The organism is Stenotrophomonas maltophilia (genome assembly GCF_900186865.1).
GTDB classification, from domain to species: domain Bacteria; phylum Pseudomonadota; class Gammaproteobacteria; order Xanthomonadales; family Xanthomonadaceae; genus Stenotrophomonas; species Stenotrophomonas maltophilia.
The window spans coordinates 1,545,479-1,567,630 of record NZ_LT906480.1 but is presented as its reverse complement, the minus strand read 5'-3'; the positions used below and the strand labels follow the sequence as shown (position 1 = coordinate 1,567,630).

Sequence of the window (22,152 nt, the reverse complement as noted above, 5' to 3'; positions counted from 1 at the left end):
GCTGCTAATTCACGTCCAACAAAGCTCACCATTATCAAGAACCCATACAATTCCTGCGGGAGCTGCAATCAGGAACCAAAGGCACAGATCAGATTCCAACTCTTCCCTGGTCGACGGCCAAGCCCTCCGAAGAAGCTCGACCTGCTCTAGATTTGAACCATCTAAAAGCCGACCGTCAGACGCCAATTTAGCCTTTCCGGATTCCAGAATATCAAGCATAATTTCGAGAAAAATATCCCGCTGCGCGGCAAAATCGACTGAAGACCCCGCAAGGGCACCATTTAACGCCTGCCACATTGACACCATGGAATACCCAAAGGAGTGCTCCACGACATAATTAGTGTATCCTTCGGTCACTTGAACTTCATCTCCACCGCACCGCCATTATTAATTGATGGATGAACAACATCCACCGTCCATTTTGCGCCAGTTTTTCCCGCAGATGATGAAAACGCTCGCAGGCGAATTATCAAGCCATTTGGCCGCTGAATTACATAAAGCTCACCCTTACATCGCCCAAAACCCTACGCCCTGACCTTTCCAACCGACCCCACCCACTCAACCCAGACAGAGGAATCATTCAGACAACCGGAATCACTTAGAGGCGACATGAGGCGTCCAACAACTTCGAACAGCTGGAGATCCTCACCAGATCGATCAAGAATCCCTTCGAGGAATACCATCATCACCGAGAATGCATCCAGCAACGCCAAGTGTCCATCCGATAGATTTACTTGCGCTCTACAAAATTCAGAATTAAGAGCACTCCCAGCGGTGGTGGCCTCTGCATATGCGTCGCGCCAGTCATCCCACATTACCGGGTCGTTAGGCAAGCCATTCGCCCACAAAAATGAGCCCGCCGAAGATAATAGATCAACGAGAGTATCCTTCCCGCCCCCCCTCTCTACATACTTCTGCAGGAAAGCGCACATCAACACATATGCAGCCTGAACGGAAACTTCCCCGAAACCTCTCATATCGCTCATACTCATCACGCCGCCCTCTTCTGAACTGGCTCTTGTCCGCACTTCCTTCCGCGACGTCCGGGATGCTTTGGGTCCGCCACGCTCTGTAGCCAGCTCTGCTACTTCCTTCAACACATTCTTTCTGCTGCTCGTGCAGCAGCGCTGCCGCCAGCATACGCAGCAGTCGCGATGCCGACCACGGTCATGAATCCTGCATCGAATGCGTCGACACCGACCACCTCGAGGCCGGTCACGGGATTTGTCCCTGTCCATATACCCAAGGTTTGCCCAAGCCCGATCAACGAACTCGCGAGAATTCAAGGACTGGCTCCGCTCCCCGGGATGAACCACCCCATGAATGCAGAATTATCCATTGCAACCTCTGCAAACAGATGCAAGGCACCCGACTGAGTTAGCCTCACCCCAGGTTGCGTAACGACTACGGACTGGACATCTTCCCATACCTCTGCCAACAACAACTTTCGATCGCCCCCATCGCAAATGGAAAAAATACCGCCTAGACATCTAGCTCAATAGCGAACTCATTTCAGCCAGAAGGCGGCAGACAAGACCGACTCCTGATTGGACACCAAACCCCAAACCATACCATTTATTTCCACACCCACATTTCACTCAAAAGATAACGAATAAATCTCGAGGAAAGCCAAACTCCAGGCGTGCGAAACAACACCACCCCACTCATGCACTCAGCACCGCCTTTACTCGCCCCAAGTCGCGCAAGAAATCTACGAGCTCGGCTCCACTCAGCGCCTGAGAGGCATTCCCGACGCTGTCGTCCGCACAACTTCTTGCAAACTGAAATGGAATCTCATCCTCAGCTTCATAAAGCAACAAAGCCCCCCCCCTATCCAATATGCAAGCAAGAAGCGCAGTTAGCGCAAAAATATCTTCCTCGGGAAAATTCTCCAACTTCAACTCTAGAGAAGAATGTGCAAATAGAATAGCCTGACCAAAATCATAACCCAACTTATCCATACCCTCCTCTACATCAGAGCTTACAGACTCACGTAATCCCCATAACCCCAACGTTTCATCATCACTTCCTGCTATAAACATATAGCTGCCGTCGGCCTTGCTTGCACTGGTGTGACCGTCGGCATTCCGCGCGGTGCCGGGCGACACCTGTACATACGGATCGCCCCCCCCCCGCCCGATAGCAAAGCAATCGGGCCGAGTGCCAGCAGTTCGGAAACCAGAAGGCGAGTGCTGTTCATGGGCAGATTGCCACCATGGACCATTGTCACGATTCGACACCGCTTTTAACAGACGCCTCCGGTCCGCCCGATGCGTCGACGCGCGACGGAAGCACAGATCAACAGACCATTTTCTGAGAAGCGTCGAGGTGGCAGACTAGTCAGAGGCAATGACTCTTAAGAATCAGCCCAGAAAGAAAGACCAAGGAAATACCTAGCACTAAGCGTCATCACCGAAATAGAACAGCACACACTTCCCTCCATCTTTCCCAACCAAGCTTATCGGCCGAACGGTATCACCACCATCAACTGAAATCTCTACATACATGCCTTGATCCTCAAAAGTCATAAGCTCCTCAATTAAGTCCTTGATCGTCTTACCACGAACTACCCAAGAAGACCCACTCAAAGTTCACCCCCCTATCCTTTTCAAACTGGAATCAAACGTACCAAGCCGGGTATCCCGGCTACCTAGCGCCTTCACCGATTTCGCTGCCTTCCAAGCACCACCATTATGGCCATCCACATCCCTTGAAATAAATATCTTTCCATTAGTAAAGACAAGCTCACCATCGTGAGCAGTCTCCTTTACACGCCTAAAGCCCAAAGCCGTGGCAGCAGCAGTCGCTTCCTTATTCGTTGCATAGACTGGCCCAGACGTCGCTCGCGGCAGTGCTTCGGAACTGCCCGCCTTCGCCCCCTTCCCGAAGCCTCCGCTCCCTTCGATTATGGTAACAGCGCCATATTTTCGAAGCAGTACCTTCGCAAGTCCAAGCCCCAGCTCAGCTGACGATTCCTTCGAGAAGAGGCCGTACTGATCGATCGTCCTGTCAAGATTTCCGGTCCACTCCGCCAGTGCAGCTACAGTGTGTTCCTGAGGCAGGATATAGACCGGCTGGATCCCCCCGTTCTCAAATATCAGCTCACGATAGGCACGTCCATTCATGGAGTGGGCAAACGAAGAAAGCGCCTCGCTGCTGCGGCCAAGATCATCGAACAGCCCAAGCTCTCCGGGCCACGAGCCATACTTGTAGGAAACGGCCGCATTCACAAACGCCTGACACGCAGGGCTCGCCGAGTTCGCTGTACAAACCGAGAGCAGCTCATAGTCCATTCGCTCTGACAGTTGCTTGGCAACGTCACGCACCATCTTCTGGCATGACGTGTCGCTGCCGCACTCGTCGAGTTGCTGCTTCATTACTCGAGCCTGATCCTCGGCAAGGAAGTTGTTCTCAACCGAATTCTTGGCGATCCCTGCATTCAACGCGATCCCAGCCAGATCCTGCCCTGACAAGCCACCCGCCAGTGCACCCACCGCCTGCGACAGCGCCAGCACCATCTCCTTCTGTTCCTGGCTCAGCCTGGAAGGATCTCCCCCGGTCAACGTATTGGTCAGCACCTTCGCAGCCAACTCGCCGCCTGCCGCCGAAACGGCACCGGTCCCCGCATTGCCACCATTGGCTTCGGCTAGCAGCGCACCCAGCACCGCATGCGACAGCAATTGCAGCGTCGCGTTCGGGTCACTGCCATGGTTCGGGTCAAGTGTGCTGCCGATGAAGTAGGCGGCATATGGCGCCAGTGCATTGGAGGCGACCTGACCGGCACCTTGCCCCGCTACGCCTCCCACAAGCGCGGTCGTCACCGCGTTCAATGCACGGTTGTAATCGCCGCCCGTGCCCCACTTCTTGGCATTTTCGTAGGCTGGGCTGTTTGCCGTCAGCACCGCATCGCGTTGTTCCGCACTCAGCGCGTTGAACGCCTTCTTCTGTTCCGTTGACAGGCCGTCGTAGTACGCCTGGGTTGCCTTGTTGCTCTGATAGGCCTGCACATCCACGGCGACCTGCTTGCTGGTGGCAAGCACCGTGCTGGCTGCGTTCGCCATCGCCTGTTGATCGGCCAGCAACTTGTTGGCATCAGGCATCGTGTCCAGTGCACGGTGTGCAGCGGCTGCATCGGTGTTGACACCCAGCTCGGCCGCCGTGGTCTTCCTGCCGCCAATGGTGATGTTGCCCTCGGTCAGCGTCGCACGCGTGCTGGAGCTGTCGCTGCCGCTCTCATGCATGGGCAGCCCGCCCCCCATTGAGACACCCGTCGGCCCCTCCAACTTGCCCGTCACGATGCTCGTGCCGATGCCCTTCAGCTGCTCGCCGGCCCCCACGCCCTTGCCGGCCGGTCCCTTGCCCCCGTTGCCGAAGCCCCCACTGATGCTCCCCGACGTGGCCTTGTAGTCCATATGGTTCTGCAGGTCGGTGAAGGTCAGCGAATCAGCAGTCAGTTCACTGTTGCCCGCATTCGTGCTGGCGATCGCGCCGCCCACCAGGTTCACCTGGCCGGCATCGACGTGGTAACCGCCATTGCCGGCAAACAGGCCGCTCTGCTGGCCAACGCCCTGATAGCTACCGTTGGCCTTGCCTCCGCTGGCGTAGCCGTCGGCATTCCACGCGGTGCCGAACGACACCTGCACGCGGCCACCCACCTGGCTGTTCTTGGACATGCTCTCGGCGATGTCCTGCAGCGATTCGACGGTCAGCGTGCCACCGGTCTTCACGTCGATGCGGTCGGCGGTGGCGGTCGCGCCACGGAGAGTGGTATCGCCCTCGGCCTTCATCGAGATGTTCTTGCCGGTCAGCGTGGTGTTCTGCCAGGTGCTGCTCTCGGCGTTGGACTTGCTGCTGCCGACGCTGGCTTCGGCGTAAACGTACACGCCGGTCTGCGCGCCCACTGCAACGCCCACGCCGACTTCGGCGCCGGCATTGCTGCTCTTGCTGCGGTCGGCCACATGCGCCTTGCCCGCTTCCAGCAGGATGTCACCGGCCGAATCCAGACTGAGCGTGTTGCCCGCGCTCAGATTGCCCTGCACCACGTGGATGTCGCCCTGGGTGCTGGTCAGGTTGACGTTGCCGCCCCCCTGGATGGTGGAGCCGCGCGAGACCTGGCTGCTGCCATCGGCACTGCTGCTGGAGGTCTTGAAGCCAACGCCGGCCTCGGCACTGAGCAGTGCCCCGCCTCCGCCCTTGCCGGCCATGCTGGAGATGGCACTGGCAGCCTGATAGGCATTGGCACCAGCAGCAAGCCCCTGCATCTTCTGCAGGCGGTCGTCGGACTTGCGGGCGGCGTCGACGTTGTTGAGCAGATCGATCAACGGCGATTTCACCCGCGCGAAGGCACCGATCTTCAAGTCCTTGTCGCTCTGCGAGTAGTGACCGCTTTCGTCAGCGGTCAGCAGCTCGATCTCGGCGGCAGTGATGTTCACGTCCTTGGCCGCCACCACATTGCTGGCGCTCTGCGTGTACTTGCCACCGGCGGTGAGATTGACGTTGCCGCCGAGACTGCCAACGGTGCTGGCCACCTGCGAAACCTGCGCGCTGTCATCGCGATGCTGCTCGCGATGCCAGCCGGAGAACTTCTCGGTATCGGCGATCTGCACGGTGCCGATCGCCTTGCTGTCCGAGCGGTTGGCATTGCTGACCGTGTCCTGCCCGCTACGGATCGTCAGGTCGCCCGCAGCGCGGATGCTGACGTCCTTTTCCGCCGCGATGTTGGCGGCGGTCAGGTGGATATCGCCCTCGGTGGTGGCCATGCGTACACCACCACCCACCGACAGCTGTGTGCCGGTGATGGTGTCGCTCTGGCCGGCGCCCTCGCCGCGCGAATTGTTGGTGCCAAACGGCAGACCGGCGGAGTTGGTGGCGATACCCCAGCCCTTGCCACGGCTGTCGCTGTCACTGCGCTCGGTGTTGTGCGCGACATCGAACACGATGTCCTTGGTGGCCAGCAGGACAGCATTGCCCTCGGCCGTCATCTGCGCACCCTGGCTGGTGATCGAGCCGCCGTTGGCAATCAGCGAGAGATTGCCGCCTGCATTGAGGTTGCTGACCCGCGCGTCACTGGTGGAGTGGCTCTGGTTGCTGTTGGAGCGCTGGCTGCCGGCCGTGATCGCCGGCAGCACTGCCGCCGACACGCCGGCCGCGACACCTTCAGCGGTACGCGTGATCCGGCCCATCATCGTGCCGCTGTCGGCCATGCCTTCGGTGGCGTTGTCGCGTGCGGTGCGGTACGCCTTGGCCGGGTCATAGGTGACGCCCACCGAGAACCCGCTGGACTTGCTCGACTGGCTGGCCTGGGTGTCCACCGTGTCCTGGCGGGCAATCAGGTTGATGTCCTTGCCGACCAGGGTTAGGTCCTTGCCTGCTGCCACGTCGGACGCGGCGATCGTCAGCTGGTTGCCTGCGTTGATCAGCACGCTGCCTTCGCGTGAGGCGATGGCCGAGCCGACCTGGGTGGTCGACTGCTCGGCAGAACTGCTGCTGTTCTTCGAGCTGCCGTAGCCGATCGAAGCGGTTCCATTGGAGAAGCCACCGGTGAAGCCGGACTTCTTCCTGCTCTCGCTGGACTCGCTGCTGTGATGGTCCTCCGCAGAAGTGATCAGCACATTGTTGCCCGCACCGAGGACCACTGTGCCGGTGGCGTCAACCACCGCGCCTACGGTGGTCAGATCGCGGCCGGCGGTGACGCTCACGCTCTCGCCCATCAAGCCGGTGCCAATGGCGTAGCTGTCGTTGCTCTCGGCGTGGCGGGTGGTGGTGGTGCTCGACAGGGTTTTCTTTTTCTTGTCGTAGCTGTCCAGGCTGAAGTCATGCGTTTCGTTGGCCGAAAGCAGGTTGAGGTCGCGACCGGCCGCCACGCTGAGCGTGCCATCCGAGCTGGCGACCTGGGTGGCGTTCAGATTGACGTCGCGGCCTGCGGTGAGCAAAACGTTGTCACTTGCCTGCAACTGACTTCCACGCACGGTCTCGTCGGACCGGGTGACCTGCCGCGAACTACGCTTGCTGGCTACGGCGCTGTCGAAACTACTGCTGTCCACCAACGCCAGGCTGTTGATGTCCCCGCCGGCCCGCAGCGCCATGCCACCGTCGGCCTTAACCTGGGCCCCGGCCAGCGTGATGTCCTTTCCTGCCGAAAGCACCACGTCACCGCCGCCCTGCACCGACGACACGGCGTGGGTGGTCTGGCTGCCGCGCTGATGGTTTCGATCATCGAAAGTCGCATCCTGGCGCTGATCCAGCGTCAGCGCTCCGAGCTCGATGTTGCCGCCGGCCACAAGCTGGGTGATGCCCTCCTTTCCGGCGTTGTGGATCTGCGCCGCCTTCAAGCTGATGTCGCCACCCGCCGCGACTGACAATGCACCATCACCACTTGGGTTGGTCACATACAATCCGGCAACCCGATCAATGCGGTTGGTCTCGTACTGGTAGGTGCCACCGCCCCGCTGTGTCTCCACCGTGGAGGCCACCGTGACATTGCCCGCGGCCTTGACCGACAGCGCATCGGTGGCCGTCACGGCGGCACCGGCAACGCGGATGTCCTTGTCCGACGACAGCCCGACATACTGGCCGGAAATGCTGCCGCCAAGGTGCTCGATGTTGCCTGCATCGATGGTCACCAGCTTGCGGCCGGCGATGTTGCCGGTGTTGACCAGGCCATTGCCCAGCTTGATGTCGACATTGGCGCCGGCCAGCAGTGCACCCTGCCCGTCCAGATCGCCCGGGCGCAGGCGCAGGTAGACCTGCGGCACCAGCGCGGTGGTGGTGCTGCCATCGGCCAGGGTGACGGTCTGCTCGACCAGCCAGACGATGTCGCTGGTCAGCTGTGCCATCTGCGCTTCGGTCAGCGCCACGCCGGGCCGCAGGCCCCATTCGCTGGCGACCGTGGCACCGGCCTCCAGCAGAGCACGGTACTGCGCCTCGTCACTGGCGTAGCCGTCGAGGAAGCGGCGACCGGTCAACTGGCCGATCTGCTCACGCACCATCTTCTGCTCGTAGTACCCATCACCCAGCCGCTTCTGCACGGTATCGGGCGAGTAGCCCATCTGGCCCAGCAGGTGGTCCGAGCTCAGCCAGGTCTTGTGGTCGGTAAAGCGCGGATCGGTCTCGACCAGGTAGTGACCACCGTTGGGATTGACGTTGAACAGGCTGGCGCTCGGCGCGCGCGTGTCCGGTGCGCCCATCGCGATGCGATCCGGCGATCCGCCACTGGCCGCGACTACGCGCGGCCCGGACGTGCCGGTGTTGCCGCTCACGCCGCCGACGTTGCCGCCCTGCTGGGTACCGGCGGCATCGGCCGCCTGTGCCAGCGCGCGTTCGGCACCGGTGCCGGTGGACTGGCCGGGCCCCTGCGCACTGCCATGGCCCGACCCATCCGGCAGCGCCTTGGGCCTCTGCACGTTGAGGTTGGCCATGGCCGAACCGTTCTGCACGTTCGGTGCGTTGCGCCCCTGGTTGAGGTTGCTCAGGTCACCGACATCGATGCTCAACGTGCCGTTGGCGGTAATCTGGCCCCCCAGCTGGCCGATCTTTTCGGAGATGGGCTCGGCGGTCCATTGCGTTCGGGTGCCGTCGTAGGCGATGGAGGTGTTGTTGAAGGTATGCGTGCGGAACAATTCGAGACCGACGTTACTGACACGGCTGTCGGCGCCGTGACCGACGATCTGCAGATTGCCGCCCGCAGCAATCTGCGCGTAGCGGTTGTTCAGCTCGTCCACCGACAGGCGCATGTTGCCGCCGGAACGGATCACCGCATCGGCACCGGCACCGGGCTGCAGCTGGTCCTCATGGGCCACGTGGTGAGCAACGCGCTTTTCTTCATTGAGGCCGTGTTCCTGCGTGTGCTGGCGGCGACCGACGATGGTCGCATCGGGATTGCTCAACGACGCCGGGGTGATGAACTGGATGCAGGTAGTGCTGCAGGTACCGTAGGCGCTGGAGAACGTCAGGCGGTCGTTCTGGTAGGTGAACTTCTCCTTCGACTTCAGCACGTCGAACGGATCGCCGCCCGGCACCTGGTCCGGATTGGCGGCGGTACCCTTGCTCACGTAATAGATCGTGACGGTACCGGTGACCGGATCCATGCGCCAGCGCTCACCGCGCACGTCATAGCCCAATCCACCAGAGCCGAAGAAGAAGCGCGAGGTGTTCGCGGTCAGGCGAACCACCGCCTTGCCCAGGCGGGTGCCGTCCGGAGCGATGTAGGGCTCGTCCTGCAGCACGTCTTCCGGCGCGATGTAATAGAACTCCCAGGCCTTGTAATTGCTGGTATCGCTGACCGTGCCTGCGGTGTTCTTCGAGTTCTTCTGCCATGCCGCCACCATCATGTTGACGGTAGTGTCGATGGTCTTGACCTGGGTCGGGGCGATCGCCACATTCTCGCGGATGTTGTTGACCACCTGCGCATCGATGGACAGGTTGCCACTCACATCGATGACCGAGCTGATGTTGTCGATCCGCCCGGCAATGCCGCTGGCGATCCGGTCGGCGCCGAGCGCGCCACCGATGGCCGCATCACCGCCGCTGTAGATCAGGCCCTTGCCGGTGTTCTGCAGTTCGCGCACACCCAGGTCCAGCCGCTCGCGTGCGGCCACGGTGCCGACGCGGGTGGCACCACCGGCCTCTTCGGCGCGGTTCTTCAGCACGCTGGTGGAGATCGCCACGTGGTCACCGTAGATGCGCCCGGTGCCGAGATTGTCGATCTCGCCGGCCTCCAGGTGCGTCAGCGCGCCATCGATCAGGCCGCGGTTGGTCAGCTGGCCACGGGCATTGAGGTGGGTCGTACCCTGGCTGGAGATCTCACCCGAGGCTGCGTTGGTGATGTTCTGGGCGTTGAGGTCGAGGTTGCCACCGCGCACGACACCCTGGTTGTCGAGGTCGCCGGACAGGTTCAGCGACAGCGTGCCGTTGGCGATCCATTCGCCACGATGGCGCATGCCCTGCTGCAGGGTAAGGCCGAGGTCACGCTGCGCATGCACTTGGCCGTCTTCGCTGAGCACACGTGCCACCAGGGTCTGGCTGCCATCAGCGCGCAGCAGGCCACCGCTGTTGGCGACGTTGTCCGCCTGGCTGTCCAGGTTGCCGCCGGTGCTGATCATGCCGCCGGTGTTCTGCAGCTGGCCGTTGATCTGCAGCCGCGCACTGCCATCGGTGACGACCTGGCCCTGGCTGTTGTCCAGCCACTGTGCACCGAACTGCAGCTGGCCCGCCTGCAGCCCACGCGTGCCGTCGCCGCCACGGGTGTTGCGGTTGTCCACGCTGGCGGCCGTGAGGGTCAACCGCTGGCCGGCCGCGATCGCGCCGGCGGCGTTGTCCAGGTGCCCGTCCAGGGTCAGGTCGAGGTTGCGTCCGGCCTGCACGCGACCACCGGCATTGGCCAGGCTCGCCGCCTGCAGCGAAAGATCCGCAGCGCTGGCAAGTGTTCCACCGGCACTGTTGTCGACGCGGGCCAGCAGCAAACGCGCATCGCCTTGTGCATTGACTGCGCCGCCACGGTTGTCCAGCACACCGCCTTCCAGCTGCAGCTTCCCGGCCGCCAGCAGCCCACCGCTGCCGGCCGTGAAACGGTTGTCGATGTCCTGCCCAGCCGTGTTGATGGTCAGGTCGGCCGCCGACTGCACGCGACCGCCCTGGTTGTCCAGAACGCCACTGCGCACACTCAGCGCGCCCTTCTGTGTACCCAGCGTGCCGGCGCGGTTGTCCAGCCGCTGGCCGCGGGTATCGATGTCCAGCTGGCCACCCAGCAGCGTGCCCCGCTGGTTGTCCAGGCCGTTACCCTGCAGCTGCAGCCGTTCGGCGGCCTGCATCGCGCCGTCGCTGTTGTCCACGCCTGCCGCCGTGGTCACCGTCAGGTCCTTGCCAGCGACCAGGGCGCCGTGGCGGTTGTCGAGACTGCCGGCGTCCAGGGTCACCGTGCCGGTGCTGGACAGCAGGCCCTGTTCGCCATTGTCGAGACGACCGTCAACGCCCAGCACCAGCGTGCTGCCGCCCGCGTGCACTGTGCCACCCTGGTTACCAAGGCTGGCCGCGGTGACTGTGCCGGCACCGCCGAGCAGGATCCGGCCCTTCTGGTTGTCCAGCGCCTGGCCGATCGCCAGCGTGGAGTGCCCGGTGCCTGCGCCCTGCAGCGTGCCCTGCGCATTGTTCAGCTGCTGCGCGATGACATCCAGCGCGCCATTGCTGGCGAGTGAACCGCCGCGATTGTCCAGCATACCCTGTACGCGCAGGCGCAGCGCATCTTCACCGGTTGCGGTGAGCGTGCCACCGGCGGTGGTCAGGGTGCCGGCGCTGATGGCGACGCGACGCGCCGAGGTGGTCGCTCCACTCAGATCGAGCGAGGCGCCATCCAGCACGAAGCTGCCGTTGCTGAGCATGCTGCCGCCCTTGCCCAGCAGGGCCTGCGCCGAGACCTGCAGCTGGCCACTGCCGGCGTGCTGGATCCTGCCTGCACTGTTGTCCAGCGTCCGGGCCAGCAGGGTCAGGTCGCCATTGCTGGCCAGCGTGCCACCGGCATTGCCCAGCGCCGTCGCCTTGACGCGACTGGCGCCTTCGCCGCTGGCAATAATGCGGCCACCGGCGTTGTCGAGCGTGGTGGCCTCCAGGTCGAGGCGATCGGCGCCCAGCGTCGCGTCACGATGATCCATGTCGTCGGCGCGCAAGGTCAGTGTGGCCGAGGAGACCAGCGTGCCCTTGCTGCCGTCCAGGCGGCCGGTGGTGATGTCCAGGCCCTGGTTGCCGGCCTGGCGGATACTGCCGCCACTGTTGTCCAGCCGTGCGGCGGCGATCGTCAGGCGGTTGGCGTTGCTGGCGATCGTGCCTTCGTGATTGTCCAGCGCACCGACGATCTGCAACGTGCTGTCGGCCGTTCCGGCGCCGCTGAGCGTGCCCGTGCGGTTGATCAGTTCACCGGCCTGCACATCCAGTGCCCCGTTGCCGGCGATCGTGCCGCCACTGTTGTCCACGCCCTGCGCCACGTGCAGCCGCAGCGCGTCGTTGCCGGTCGCGCTGAGGTTGCCGCCGGTGTTGTCCAAGCGCTGCGCATCGATGGCAATGCGCTCTGCCTGGGTAGTGCTGCCGGCCCCCAGCAGCAGGTCGCCGCCCTCAAGTTCCAGCGCCGACTGGCTGAGGACGCGGCCGCCCGCACCCTGCAGGCTGTCGGCGCGGATCTGCAACGTACCGTCGCCGGCGTGTTCGATTGCACCGCTGCGGTTGTCCAGGCTTGCCGCCTGCAGCCGCAGATCACCGGTACCGGCCAGGCGGCCGCCGTTGCTGTTGTCCAAGCGCTCTCGGGCCTGCACCTGCAGCGCGCCGCTGCCTGCCGCCAGCACCTTGCCGCCCTGGTTGACCAGGCTGCCAACCTGCAGCTGCACCTGGCCATTGCCGGAGATGCCGCCGCCGCTGTTATCCAGCGTGTCGCGCACCGTCAGCGCCACGCCCTGCGTTCCGGCCGACTGCAGCGTGCCCTTCTGGTTGTCGATGCGACCGGCGTCGATGCGCAGGCCGCCGTTGCCGACGATCTGGCCGCCCTGGTTGTCGAGCGCCTCGCGCACGTCCAGTGCCAGCTCCGAGATACCCTGCGAGACGATCTGGCCCTGGCGGTTGCGCAGCACATCGGCGTGGATCTGCACACTCTGCGCCGACGTCGTACCGCCGCTCACATCCAGCTCGCCGCCGGACAGCACCAGTGCACCGTTGCTGAGCAGGCGCCCCTCGCTGCCATGCAGCGTATCGGCCTGCACGTTCAAGCTCCCAGTGCCAGCCTGCTGCACCAGGCCCTTGCTGTTGTCCAGCGTGGTCGCGGCCACTATCAGGTCGCCGTTGCCGGCCAACGTGCCACCTGCGCCGTTGTCCAGGTTCGACGCCTTCACCGAACTGGCACCGGTTCCGAGCGACAGCAGGCTGCCGCCGCGGTTGTCCAGCATGCCAGCCACGATGTCGAATCCCGCCGCACTGAGCGCACCGTTGCGCAGGTCGGCGCTGCCAGTCGTCCAGTGCAGGCGCCCCACCGTGCTCAGCCGTCCACCGGGACCAGCCCAGTCACCCGTGTCCAGCGTGAGGCCACCCTCACCGGCATGTTCAATGCGGCCATCGGCATTGCCGACCTGGCCTGCTTGCAGCGCCAACTGCGCGGCGTTGGTGGCCAGCAGGCCGCCGTCATTGTTGAACAGACCCTGCACCGTCCACGACGATGCCGCCTTGCCGGCGTGCCGCAGTTCACCCCCGCGGTTGTCGAGCGACTGCGCATCCAGCCGCAGGCCGCCGGCTACGCTCAGCGCACCCTTCTGGTTCGACAACAGGCCCACATGCAACGCGGCATCGCCATGCACCTGCAGCGTGCCGCCATCATTGCGCAGCTCGCCCCCAGCCTGCAGCGCGCTCACTCCCAGGCGACCGCCGCTGTTGTCGAGTCCGGCACGTGCGACGAGCGATACCGCACCACCATTGGCGATGCTGCCGCCGTCATTGTCCAGCATGCCGGCGATGGCGATCAGGCCCTCGGCCATCGGTACCACTGGCGAGGTCGGCGTGCCGGTCGAGCCGCCGCCGGTTCCCGGCGTTCCTCCGCCGCTGCCCGGCGACGTGCCGCCCCCTGGGCCACCGCCGTTGCCACCGGACGCGACGGCATCCAGCGCACCCAGCAGACCGTTGCTGCGGTTGCGGGCCGCTTCGGCCTTGAGCGCCAGCGCCTGCACACCAGTCTGTTCAATGGTGCCGCCATGGTTGCGCAGGCCCTGCGCCTCGACCTGCAGGCGCTGTGCGTTGAGCTTGCCGCCGCTGTTGTCCAGCGTGCCGCCGGTGGTGATCGCAACCTCGCGCGTGGCGGCGATGGTGCCGGCATTTGCAAGATCACCGTGCACCTGCAAGCGCACGTTCTGCAGCGACTGCAGTGCGCCGGTGTTTTCCAGGCGGCCGTCCACCGTCACCACCAGCTCACCGACCTGCGCGCCGATGCTGCCGGCATTGCGCACGCCCACACCGTGCTCGTTGCCGACCAGCCAGATCTTGTTGGCGAACATGCCGCCGAGAGCGCCCACGTCCAGCGCGAAGGTCGGTGCCTCGCCGTTGGCCGGGATCAGGCTGGCCTGGCTGTGGTCGGCATTGACCACGGTGTTGCCCAGCGTGGCCTGCAACTGGTTGGCCCAGATGCCGGCGTTGACCTTCAGTGACCGGGTGATCAGGTCGGTGTAGTCAGCGCGGCTGGTGTCCAGACCCTCTCCATCGATCTGGATCGCACCACCGGTGACGCGGTAGCCCTCCAGTGCCCCAGCACCCGTGAACATCGGCGTGCCGGTGGTCAGGGTCACGCGGCTGGCGTTGAGGAAGCCGCCGCCGTTGACCTGGATGCCGGCCGGGTTGGCGATGATCACCTCGGCGCGCTGCCCGGCCACTTCCACGTAGCCGTTGAGCCGGCTGGCCGGACCGTTCACTTCATTGAGGATGACCCGCGCACTGCCGGTGGCAAGCCACGGATTGCCCTGCACCCAGCCCCCCAGCTGCGTCTGCACCTGGCCGCGGGCGTTGTTGAGGATGACGCCCTCGCGTCCGACATCGAACTGCGAATAGCGGTTGCGCGACACACCCGCCGCCGACGGCGTGGTGATGTTCACCATCGGCACACCATTGGGGGCCGTCACCATCGTCGGCCGTTCACGGCCCGGCGCATTGGGATCGGAAATGATGCGCGCATCGGACTGCGCCAGTGCAGGGGTTACCATGCTGACCCAGCCCAGTGAGCACATCAGTGCGAAGCCCAGCGGCGACAGCGCGGCGCTCTGCCGGCCCGGCACATGGCCGACCAGGCCACCGCCACCCTTCACCAGCTCCGACGCCACCTGCCAGACGCGCAGCGCGCGGTTGAAAACCAGACGATAGATAGTGTTCATGTCACGTGTCCTTGTGGCAGATCAGTAGCGCCAGGCCAGGCTGAAGCCGAATGTGGTGTAGTCGGTGGGGAAATGGGCGGGCTTGTGCAGTGCCGAACCGACGAAGCCATCCCAGGAAAGCTGCTGCCAGCCGCCGCGCAGGCCCAGCGCCATGCCCGCCAGGTCACGGCCGGACTGCCACTGCGCGGATGGGCCGCCGATGCGGCCGTAGTCGGCGGCGACGTAGAACTCCTGGCCACCGCCGATGCCCAGCGAAAGATCGTTGCGCAGCGACCAGCCGCGCTCACCGCTGAGCGAGCTTTCACCATCGAAACCGCGCACGGTATAGCGGCCGCCGATGGCGAAGCGGTCCTGTGGCGAGAGCGGCGTGCGGTTCCACTGCGCCCGCCATGCGGCGGTGTAGCGCAGGCGCTGCCTGCCCAGCTGGAACGGCACGCTGAACTGCGCGTCGGCGGTGATCAGCTTCATCCGCGAGGTCCCTTCCAGCGGCAGCGTCGGATCCCACTGCTGCGCCATCTCTTCTGGCGAGCGCAAGGCGTGGAAGGCCCCCGTGCCACGCCGGTAGGCCACGCTGGCATCGAGCGTGGCGTTGCCGATGAACTGCTTGTGGGTCAGGCCCAGTTCCCAGCCCGCGGTGCGGCGGCGCTGTACTTCGATCTCGGTATCGTCGATGTAGTTCTTCGACTCTCGCTGCCAGCCGCGCGCGTAGGCGCTGAACTTGACCTTGGCATTGCGCAGCAACAGCCGGTCTACCCGCGCTTCGGCGTTTTGGCTGCGGCCGCTGTAGTCATAGCTTTCAAAGGCACCCACCACGTTCTGGCTGTAGTCGAAAGCGCTGGCGGTGGCACCGAACAGCCAATACCCGTAGGGCACGTCGTAGTGCGCGGTCCAGCTGTTGGTGTCCTTGCCTCGGCCATTGAACACGCCACGGCCGGCGCTGATGTAGAACAGCTCGTTCAGGCCCAGCGGATTGTCCAATGACAGCGTGGCATTGGCCTGCAGCTTGCCGGTGCCGCGGCTGCCGGCATCGTCCAGGGTGACGCTGGCGCGCACCGGTGAGCGCTGCGTCCAGTCGATCTGCAGGTCGCTCTGGCCTGGCGCCGCGCCCTCGCCGTCGGCCGGCGCGATCTTGATGTCGGCGCTGACGGTGGGCACGCGCTGCAGGTTCTCCAGCCCCTTGCTCGATGTCGCGCAGGTTGAGCAGGCCGCCGCTGCGGATCGGCAGTGCATTGGCGAGGGCCGGATGCCGTCCCTGCGGGTCGGAGAACACGGCCTCGCGGAACCGGCCTGGCACCACCGACAACGTCAGCGTGCCCTGGTTGAGGTCCTGCGGTGCCGACAGCACCCGCGTGGTGACATAGCCGCGGGCGATGATCGCGTTCTGCACGCGCTTCATCACCACGTTGATGCCTTCGGTCCCCAGGCAACGGCCTGTGGCCGGATCGTCGACCGGGTCGGCAGCCGCCAGTGCCCAGCCGAAGCGCTGGCTGTCCTCGCCTTCCAGCACGATGCGATCGATGCGCACGCAGGGGCGCTCCTGCGCCGGCAGGCGGTCGCCCTCCTTCTGCGCGTTCTGCTCCAGGCGGACGTCGGGGCGTTGTTCCTGCTGCTCGCGCAGCACGCGTTCGCGTTCCTTTTGCCTCAGCAGTTCCTGCGCGGCTGGATCACCGGTCTGCTGGGCGGCAACACCGAAGGTCATGCCAAGCAACACCACCCACCCACCACCACGGCACGCCTGTCGTGCCTGCTTCTTCCCTGACCGCACAGTGTTTTCCTGATATTGATGCAGGCCGTCAGGCGCTCTGTCCGGAAAAGGACAATGCATCGACGTGCCGGCTTGATTCGGGTCTGCCGACGCACAGGCGACAGCACGCCGCTACGCGAAGCGCAGAAAGGCGCAAAGGGTATCGGCCGCCTCAGAAACTTCTATAGGAAAGATTGCAAATTCAGTCGACTGCGGGGCAACACACCGCAAACGCCCGGGACGCTGCGCGTTCGGGCCATGGTGCGAACCCTGGTCCTACAGCACGCCAGCTTTCGCCTGCTGACGCTACAGTCGCCGCATGACCATCGTCCTACAGATTGAAGGCGCCGCCATCAATGACATCCCCAGCCTGTACGCGGAGATCAACCGCGTGTTCATGGCCGGCGAGAACTGGCAGCTCGGGCCAAGCCTGGACGCCCTGGATGACCTGCTGCATGGCGGCTATGGGGTGTTGGCCGGCCACGACCGGGCCACGGTGATCTGGGGTGATATCGAGCACAGCCGCGCCGCACTGGGACGAACTACCACATGTCAGTGGCTCCAGTCCAAGCTGGAAGCCCCGGGCACCTTCAATACGCGGACCATTGCGCTCCAGCTGGACGCCCTGCAACGAGGCCTGGGCCAGACCTACTTCGAGATCGTAATGGAGATCTTCGCAAGCCACCGGCAGATCACCCTGGTTCCGGCCTGACTGTGTGCCCCGCACGGGCAATGCCCACCAACCGCAGCGGCGCCCACCGGCCCCAGCAGTTACCATGGACGGCCCTGTACCCGCTCCGCTGCCGCTGCCGCCCGGCGCGGCCGGACGCCCTGATCCACGAGTCCCATGTCCAAAGACAAGTCCGCCGAGCACACCCCGCTGATGAAGCAGTAGCGGCGTGCGACTCTTTGGCAGAATCAATTTATTGATTTACAACAGATTGCCAGAGCCTCATCGGATCGTTCGTGGATTTGGCTACCCTTTGGCGACCTACGCAACCCCCTATTGAAAGACTTTTTGCGCAGCCCCTAATGCCGACTGCGGCAGCCTCGGAGCCATGAGCGGAGGAAGCCACTCATGCGCTATGACGGCCAAAAAACGTCGCTTGCCGGGCACTGAAACGACGCTTCCGACCGCGTGCTTTGCACGCCCACCAATCCCCCCATCGGGGCGCTCGCCACGGACAGGCTCCAGTCCCACCGCCGGGCGCACATCCAGCCCTCGCAGGGCGTGGCCGGCGTGATCGCCAGCGGCATCAGCCCGGGCCACATCGGCGCCAAGGGGACCACCGGTTCGGGCACCACCTCGGCCACCAACATGGGCTGGCCGGCGCGGTAGGACCGGATCGCCACCAGGCACTCGCTGCGCATCTCGACGTGGGGCATGTCCTGGAATCTCTTCCAAGCGCCACCCCACCTCAAACCCGCCTGCTGGGCCAGCTCACCGAAGCGCTGGTAGCCCTGCCGCACCTGCTCGTCCCTCAGGTCCCAAGAAGGGCGCCCGCGCTTGTAGATGACCATATCCGCCGCCCAGCCGTGGTTGTGGCAGCTGCTGCCAGGCCCTACTTGGGTCACGCCCTTCTGGCTGGCGAGCAACGCAGCCTGGCGCTGTTCAGAGCGGTAACCCTCCATCAGGCGCAGGTCGTAGCCCTCGCCCTTCATTTGCAAAGCGATCCGTTCCAGTGTTGAGCGAAGCTCGGGCTGGACACCGTCCCACTGCGGGGCGTCCTTGTGGCGGTGGAACAGGCGTTTGAAAAACCCTGGCTTCTTCCCGTGGACCTCAACGGAATCGGTGGCTGGCACGTGAGCGTGGACCAAGATGGGGGCGCTGACCAATGCGAGCGCGAGCAACAAGCGTTGAAACATGAGTAGGCCTCCTTACTCACATGAGCGATACATCCATGCAAGCGGAGAATCGAAAACGCGCAAGGGGGCTTGCGGAATCTTTTCCCTGACGTAGAAGAACAGGGGTGGGGAAAAGTCGGCCCCACCGCTTCCCGGCTCAACGGTCCTCCTGCCGTTGCGCCGGGAAGTTTCGTTGGGGGGGCTTGCGCATTCCAGGATCTGATCTATTCGTGAGTGCACACACTCACTCAATTCAGAGCCAGGAGGCCACCCTATGAAACGCTCCCTCATCCACTGCGCTTGGTTGGCAGTCCTTGTAGCGGGTTTAGCAAATGCTCAAACCCAAGTTGGCAACAACGCCACTGCCACAGACTCTGAAGGCACCTCCGCCGGTGACGACTCGACCGCCTACAACAATTGCGTCGCAGTGGGAAAGGGCTCCCTCGCTGGAAGTCCCAATGCAGCATTCGGCGACTGCATCGCAGTGGGAGCGGACAGTGTCGTTGGAACTGGTTCGATTGGCTTCGGAACTCGGGTTCGAGCCCTCGCCGGCGGCGTCATTGTTATTGGAAACGACGCGTTCGCGCCTGCTGGCGCGGTGAGCGGCACGGTCGTCGTTGGCCACAACAGCAACGGAGACAACGCAACCATCATTGGCAGCAACAGCCAAGTCAACGGCAACCCCTCCAATAGCAATGAAGGAGGGGTTGGCGTAGGCAAGAACATTCGAGCTACTGGCGCAGGCACTGTGGTAGTGGGCGATGGCGGCCGAGCTCTCAATTCCAATCATTTGGGGGCCAAGGCCGCGACAACCGCGCTGGGAGCCTTCACCAACGCCGACGCTGATGGCTGCGTAGCCCTCGGCGCTACCAGCGACTGCGGCCGCGAAGCCAACACCGTCTCCGTGGGTAACGCTACGCTTAAGCGCCGTGTGTCCAACGTGGCCGACGGCCTCTACGACACAGACGCTGCGACAGTCGGGCAATTAAATCCTATTGCTGGTGCACTGGGGGCCGGTGCACGTTACGTCAATGGACAATTCATCGCTCCGACGTATGTTATGCAGAGCGGCAACACTTACCACACGGTTGCTGACGCGCTCTACGACATCGACGGACGACTTCACACCATTGAGAACAACCCCGGCGGCGGCCAAGGTCCAGCAGGCTCCGATGGTGCCAGTGCCTACCAAGTGGCCGTGAACAATGGCTACCAGGGCAATGAGCGCGAATGGTTGGCGTCGCTGAAGGGAGATAAAGGCGAGCCAGGCCCGGCAGGATCGGACGGACAAAGCGGAACACCAGGGCCAGCAGGCCCCCAAGGTCCGGCTGGACAAGATGGAGAGGACGGCAAGGATGGCGGTGGCAGCTCTGCGGTGGCCGGGGCCAACATCGAGGTCACGGACAACGGGGACGGCACCCAAACCGTTGCCTTGAAAGACACCATTGAGCTTTCCGAGCAGGGCTCGGTCCAAGTGGCCAAGGCCATCCACAACAGCGACGGCTTCACTGTCCAAGGCGGCCCATCGGTCACCCGATCCGGGATCAACGCCGGCAACCAGCGGGTAACTGGGGTGGCTGCAGGGGCGATCGCTCCTGGGTCCACGGACGCGATCAACGGTGGCCAATTGTGGGACTACCAGCGGCAGCAAGACGACCGCTGGAACCTGACGGACCGCCGTTTCCGCCAGCTCGACAAGCGGGTGAGCGGTGTCTGCGCCATGGCCCAAGCCAACGCCCAGATGGCCACCTCAACGTCGGCCATCCATGGGGAGAACCGCAACCGCCTGGCCGTGGGCGTCGGTGGCTGCAGCGGCCAAGCCGCCATTTCCATCGGCTACACCCGCGACGTGACCACCCCACGCGGATCCCCATCGGCTTTCTCGATCGGGGTTTCCCGCAGCGGACAGGACACGGCCGTGGGCGCAGCCTGGGCCATCGGTTGGTAACGAATCTCAGCGGCGAAAAGGAGGTGATCGTATCTCGGCAAGGGCCCTTCGGGGCCCTTGTTCGCGAACTCCAAGCACAAAAACAATTCAAATACAATTGTTTTCGTTGAAAATCTTCCTCTTTCGCCGTATAATCGCCTCATCCGAATTTGTGGACAGTTCCGGGTGCAAGTCCTGGGTTGTCGCAATGGTCGTAACGTCGTTTGCCATCGCTCTGAAAGCCCTCAGACGATGGGTGGTTAACCTAAAGGCAAAGGAAGAAGTCAAATGTGTTGATAAAAAAAATTACAAGGAACCAAAAATGAAAAAGAAGAATGTTGTAAGCAAGGCAATTGAAAGCTTCAAGAGCACGATTTATCGCTTAAAGAAGCATCCGCTTGGTGTCGCTATCGGCGTGGCACACGAAGTGGTGTATCAGACGACCATTGCGGTAGCGGCTAGCCAGCTGCCCACCGCACACCCGGTGAACGCGCGTTGAGCCACGCTCCCCGTTGACCGATATGAAAAGCCCGGGCCCAGCCCGGGCTTTTTCTTTGGAACGCTGCTGCTATCGCCAGCCCCTCCGCTCCAGAAGAGCCGAAACCACCCAAACCTAGCCCCGTCCTTTCTCCGTTGCCACGAACGCACCATCGGAATGAAGGACCGCGAACGTATTCCCCTGGACGTGCTCTGGCCAAACCTGTCCCGGCAGGCCCACGAACTCCAGCGGGAGGTTCGCCTCTTGGTCTGGCTCGAACCCAGCGAACGGGTCAAAGCTCTGCGGCTGCCGGTCTTCGAACTGAAAGTCCCTGTTCCAGACCATTGCAAAGGCCAGCGGATAGGCCTTCAGGACATAGATCGCCGAACTGCCTTTCCCGCCCAAGATGCCCAGCCCGAAGTCGCGAAGAACCGTTCTCCCGCTGTAGGGATACACCCAGTAGTGAAGCCGAACCTGGCGTAGAAGATCTGACCGGTCATCGAACAGGTGCTGGCTGTGGCGTTCGTCGTAGCGATTCAAGCCCACCGATGACATGTGGCCCAGAACTCCCCTTGCCACAAGCTGCGGCTGGATGCGGATGCTCTGGTAGTAGGTGACCTTGCTTCGATCACGCAAGATCTCCGTCACCTGCCGGCTCATCGATACAAGCGCCTTGTCGTATCGAGAAAGCACCGAGCCGTTGCAGGTCCGGCAGATGCTCCTGAAGCAAACGCCATTGGGCATCTTGTGCGACCGCGGCTTCTTCTCTCCACTGATTGCATCGGCGACGCTGGACACCCTCAGAGCGATGCCTTGAGCCCACGCCTTGGGTGGCACGTGATTTTCGGTCAGGTCGGTTTCCAGCCCGCATATGTTGCAACGTCCCTTGGATGGTCCAACCGGAAACTTAAAGGTCACTTGCCAGCCCCATGCTTGCCATGAACTGCGAAGAGATTACACGCAAGCGACGCGTGGCCTCTAACGTCCTTCGCAGCAGGCTTGCCAACTTCAAATTCTGATCTATTCGTGAGTGGGTCGTTTTACTCACGGAGAGACCATGACCCATCGCCACAACCTGGGACGCAGCGAGAAGTATCACGCCCTGCCCCGCACCCTTTACGCCCTGCTGTTCGACGACGGGGGCTGTTACATCGGCCAAAGCTCGAACCCGCAGCAGCGGGAGAAGCAGCACCGCTCCCCCAAAGGCGGCTGGCACCGTCCCTTCCGGTTCCATGCGCTGGAGGTGGTGACAGCCACCCGGGCGGAAACCGAG

The 22,152-nt window shown here is 63.3% G+C and carries 9 protein-coding genes and 2 pseudogenes; 4 read left to right on the top strand and 7 right to left on the bottom strand.

What is annotated here, in order from left to right; genetic code table 11:
* Window positions 1-9 precede the first annotated feature (9 nt).
* The 5 genes and pseudogenes from CKW06_RS07545 to CKW06_RS07520 form a co-directional block, all read right to left on the bottom strand.
* Window positions 10-357: a DUF596 domain-containing protein gene (locus CKW06_RS07545; protein WP_223846381.1), complete on the bottom strand. Its 348-nt coding sequence runs from the start codon at window positions 355-357 to the stop codon at window positions 10-12.
* A 167-nt stretch (window positions 358-524) separates the two neighbouring features.
* Window positions 525-1,097: a hypothetical protein gene (locus CKW06_RS07540; RefSeq protein WP_143568566.1), complete on the bottom strand. Its 573-nt coding sequence runs from the start codon at window positions 1,095-1,097 to the stop codon at window positions 525-527.
* 567 nt (window positions 1,098-1,664) lie between these two features.
* Window positions 1,665-2,108, bottom strand: a complete 444-nt coding sequence (locus CKW06_RS07535) for a hypothetical protein (RefSeq protein WP_157740192.1) — start codon at window positions 2,106-2,108, stop codon at window positions 1,665-1,667.
* A 483-nt stretch (window positions 2,109-2,591) separates the two neighbouring features.
* The gene (locus CKW06_RS07525; protein WP_024958505.1) at window positions 2,592-14,885 is read right to left on the bottom strand and encodes a hemagglutinin repeat-containing protein; all 12,294 of its coding nucleotides are present in this window, start codon (window positions 14,883-14,885) and stop codon (window positions 2,592-2,594) included.
* Between the two features lie 21 nt (window positions 14,886-14,906).
* Window positions 14,907-16,584: pseudogene (locus CKW06_RS07520) on the bottom strand (ShlB/FhaC/HecB family hemolysin secretion/activation protein).
* 364 nt (window positions 16,585-16,948) lie between these two features.
* Here CKW06_RS07520 and CKW06_RS07515 point away from each other — a divergent pair.
* The gene (locus CKW06_RS07515) at window positions 16,949-17,341 is read left to right on the top strand and encodes a barstar family protein (RefSeq protein WP_024958506.1); all 393 of its coding nucleotides are present in this window, start codon (window positions 16,949-16,951) and stop codon (window positions 17,339-17,341) included.
* A 371-nt stretch (window positions 17,342-17,712) separates the two neighbouring features.
* Here CKW06_RS07515 and CKW06_RS07510 read toward each other — a convergent pair whose 3' ends face one another.
* Window positions 17,713-18,495 (bottom strand): M15 family metallopeptidase, encoded by a 783-nt coding sequence (locus CKW06_RS07510; protein ID WP_024958507.1) that lies wholly within the window; start codon window positions 18,493-18,495, stop codon window positions 17,713-17,715.
* A gap of 253 nt (window positions 18,496-18,748) precedes the next feature.
* On the opposite strand from CKW06_RS07510, the gene CKW06_RS07505 reads away from it, so the two are divergent.
* Window positions 18,749-20,422 (top strand): hypothetical protein, encoded by a 1,674-nt coding sequence (locus CKW06_RS07505; protein WP_050426977.1) that lies wholly within the window; start codon window positions 18,749-18,751, stop codon window positions 20,420-20,422.
* Window positions 20,423-20,723: 301 nt separating this feature from the next.
* On the top strand, window positions 20,724-20,900 hold the full coding sequence (locus CKW06_RS23545; protein ID WP_154699829.1) for a hypothetical protein: 177 nt from the start codon (window positions 20,724-20,726) through the stop codon (window positions 20,898-20,900).
* Between the two features lie 114 nt (window positions 20,901-21,014).
* Here CKW06_RS23545 and CKW06_RS07500 read toward each other — a convergent pair whose 3' ends face one another.
* Window positions 21,015-21,677 carry a hypothetical protein gene (locus CKW06_RS07500; protein WP_143568535.1) on the bottom strand — a complete coding sequence of 221 codons (663 nt, stop codon included), beginning with the start codon at window positions 21,675-21,677 and terminating at the stop codon, window positions 21,015-21,017.
* 259 nt (window positions 21,678-21,936) lie between these two features.
* Between CKW06_RS07500 and CKW06_RS23905 the strand changes: the two are divergent.
* Window positions 21,937-22,110, top strand: a pseudogene (locus tag CKW06_RS23905) (GIY-YIG nuclease family protein); the annotation flags it as partial.
* Window positions 22,111-22,152: the final 42 nt, after the last annotated feature.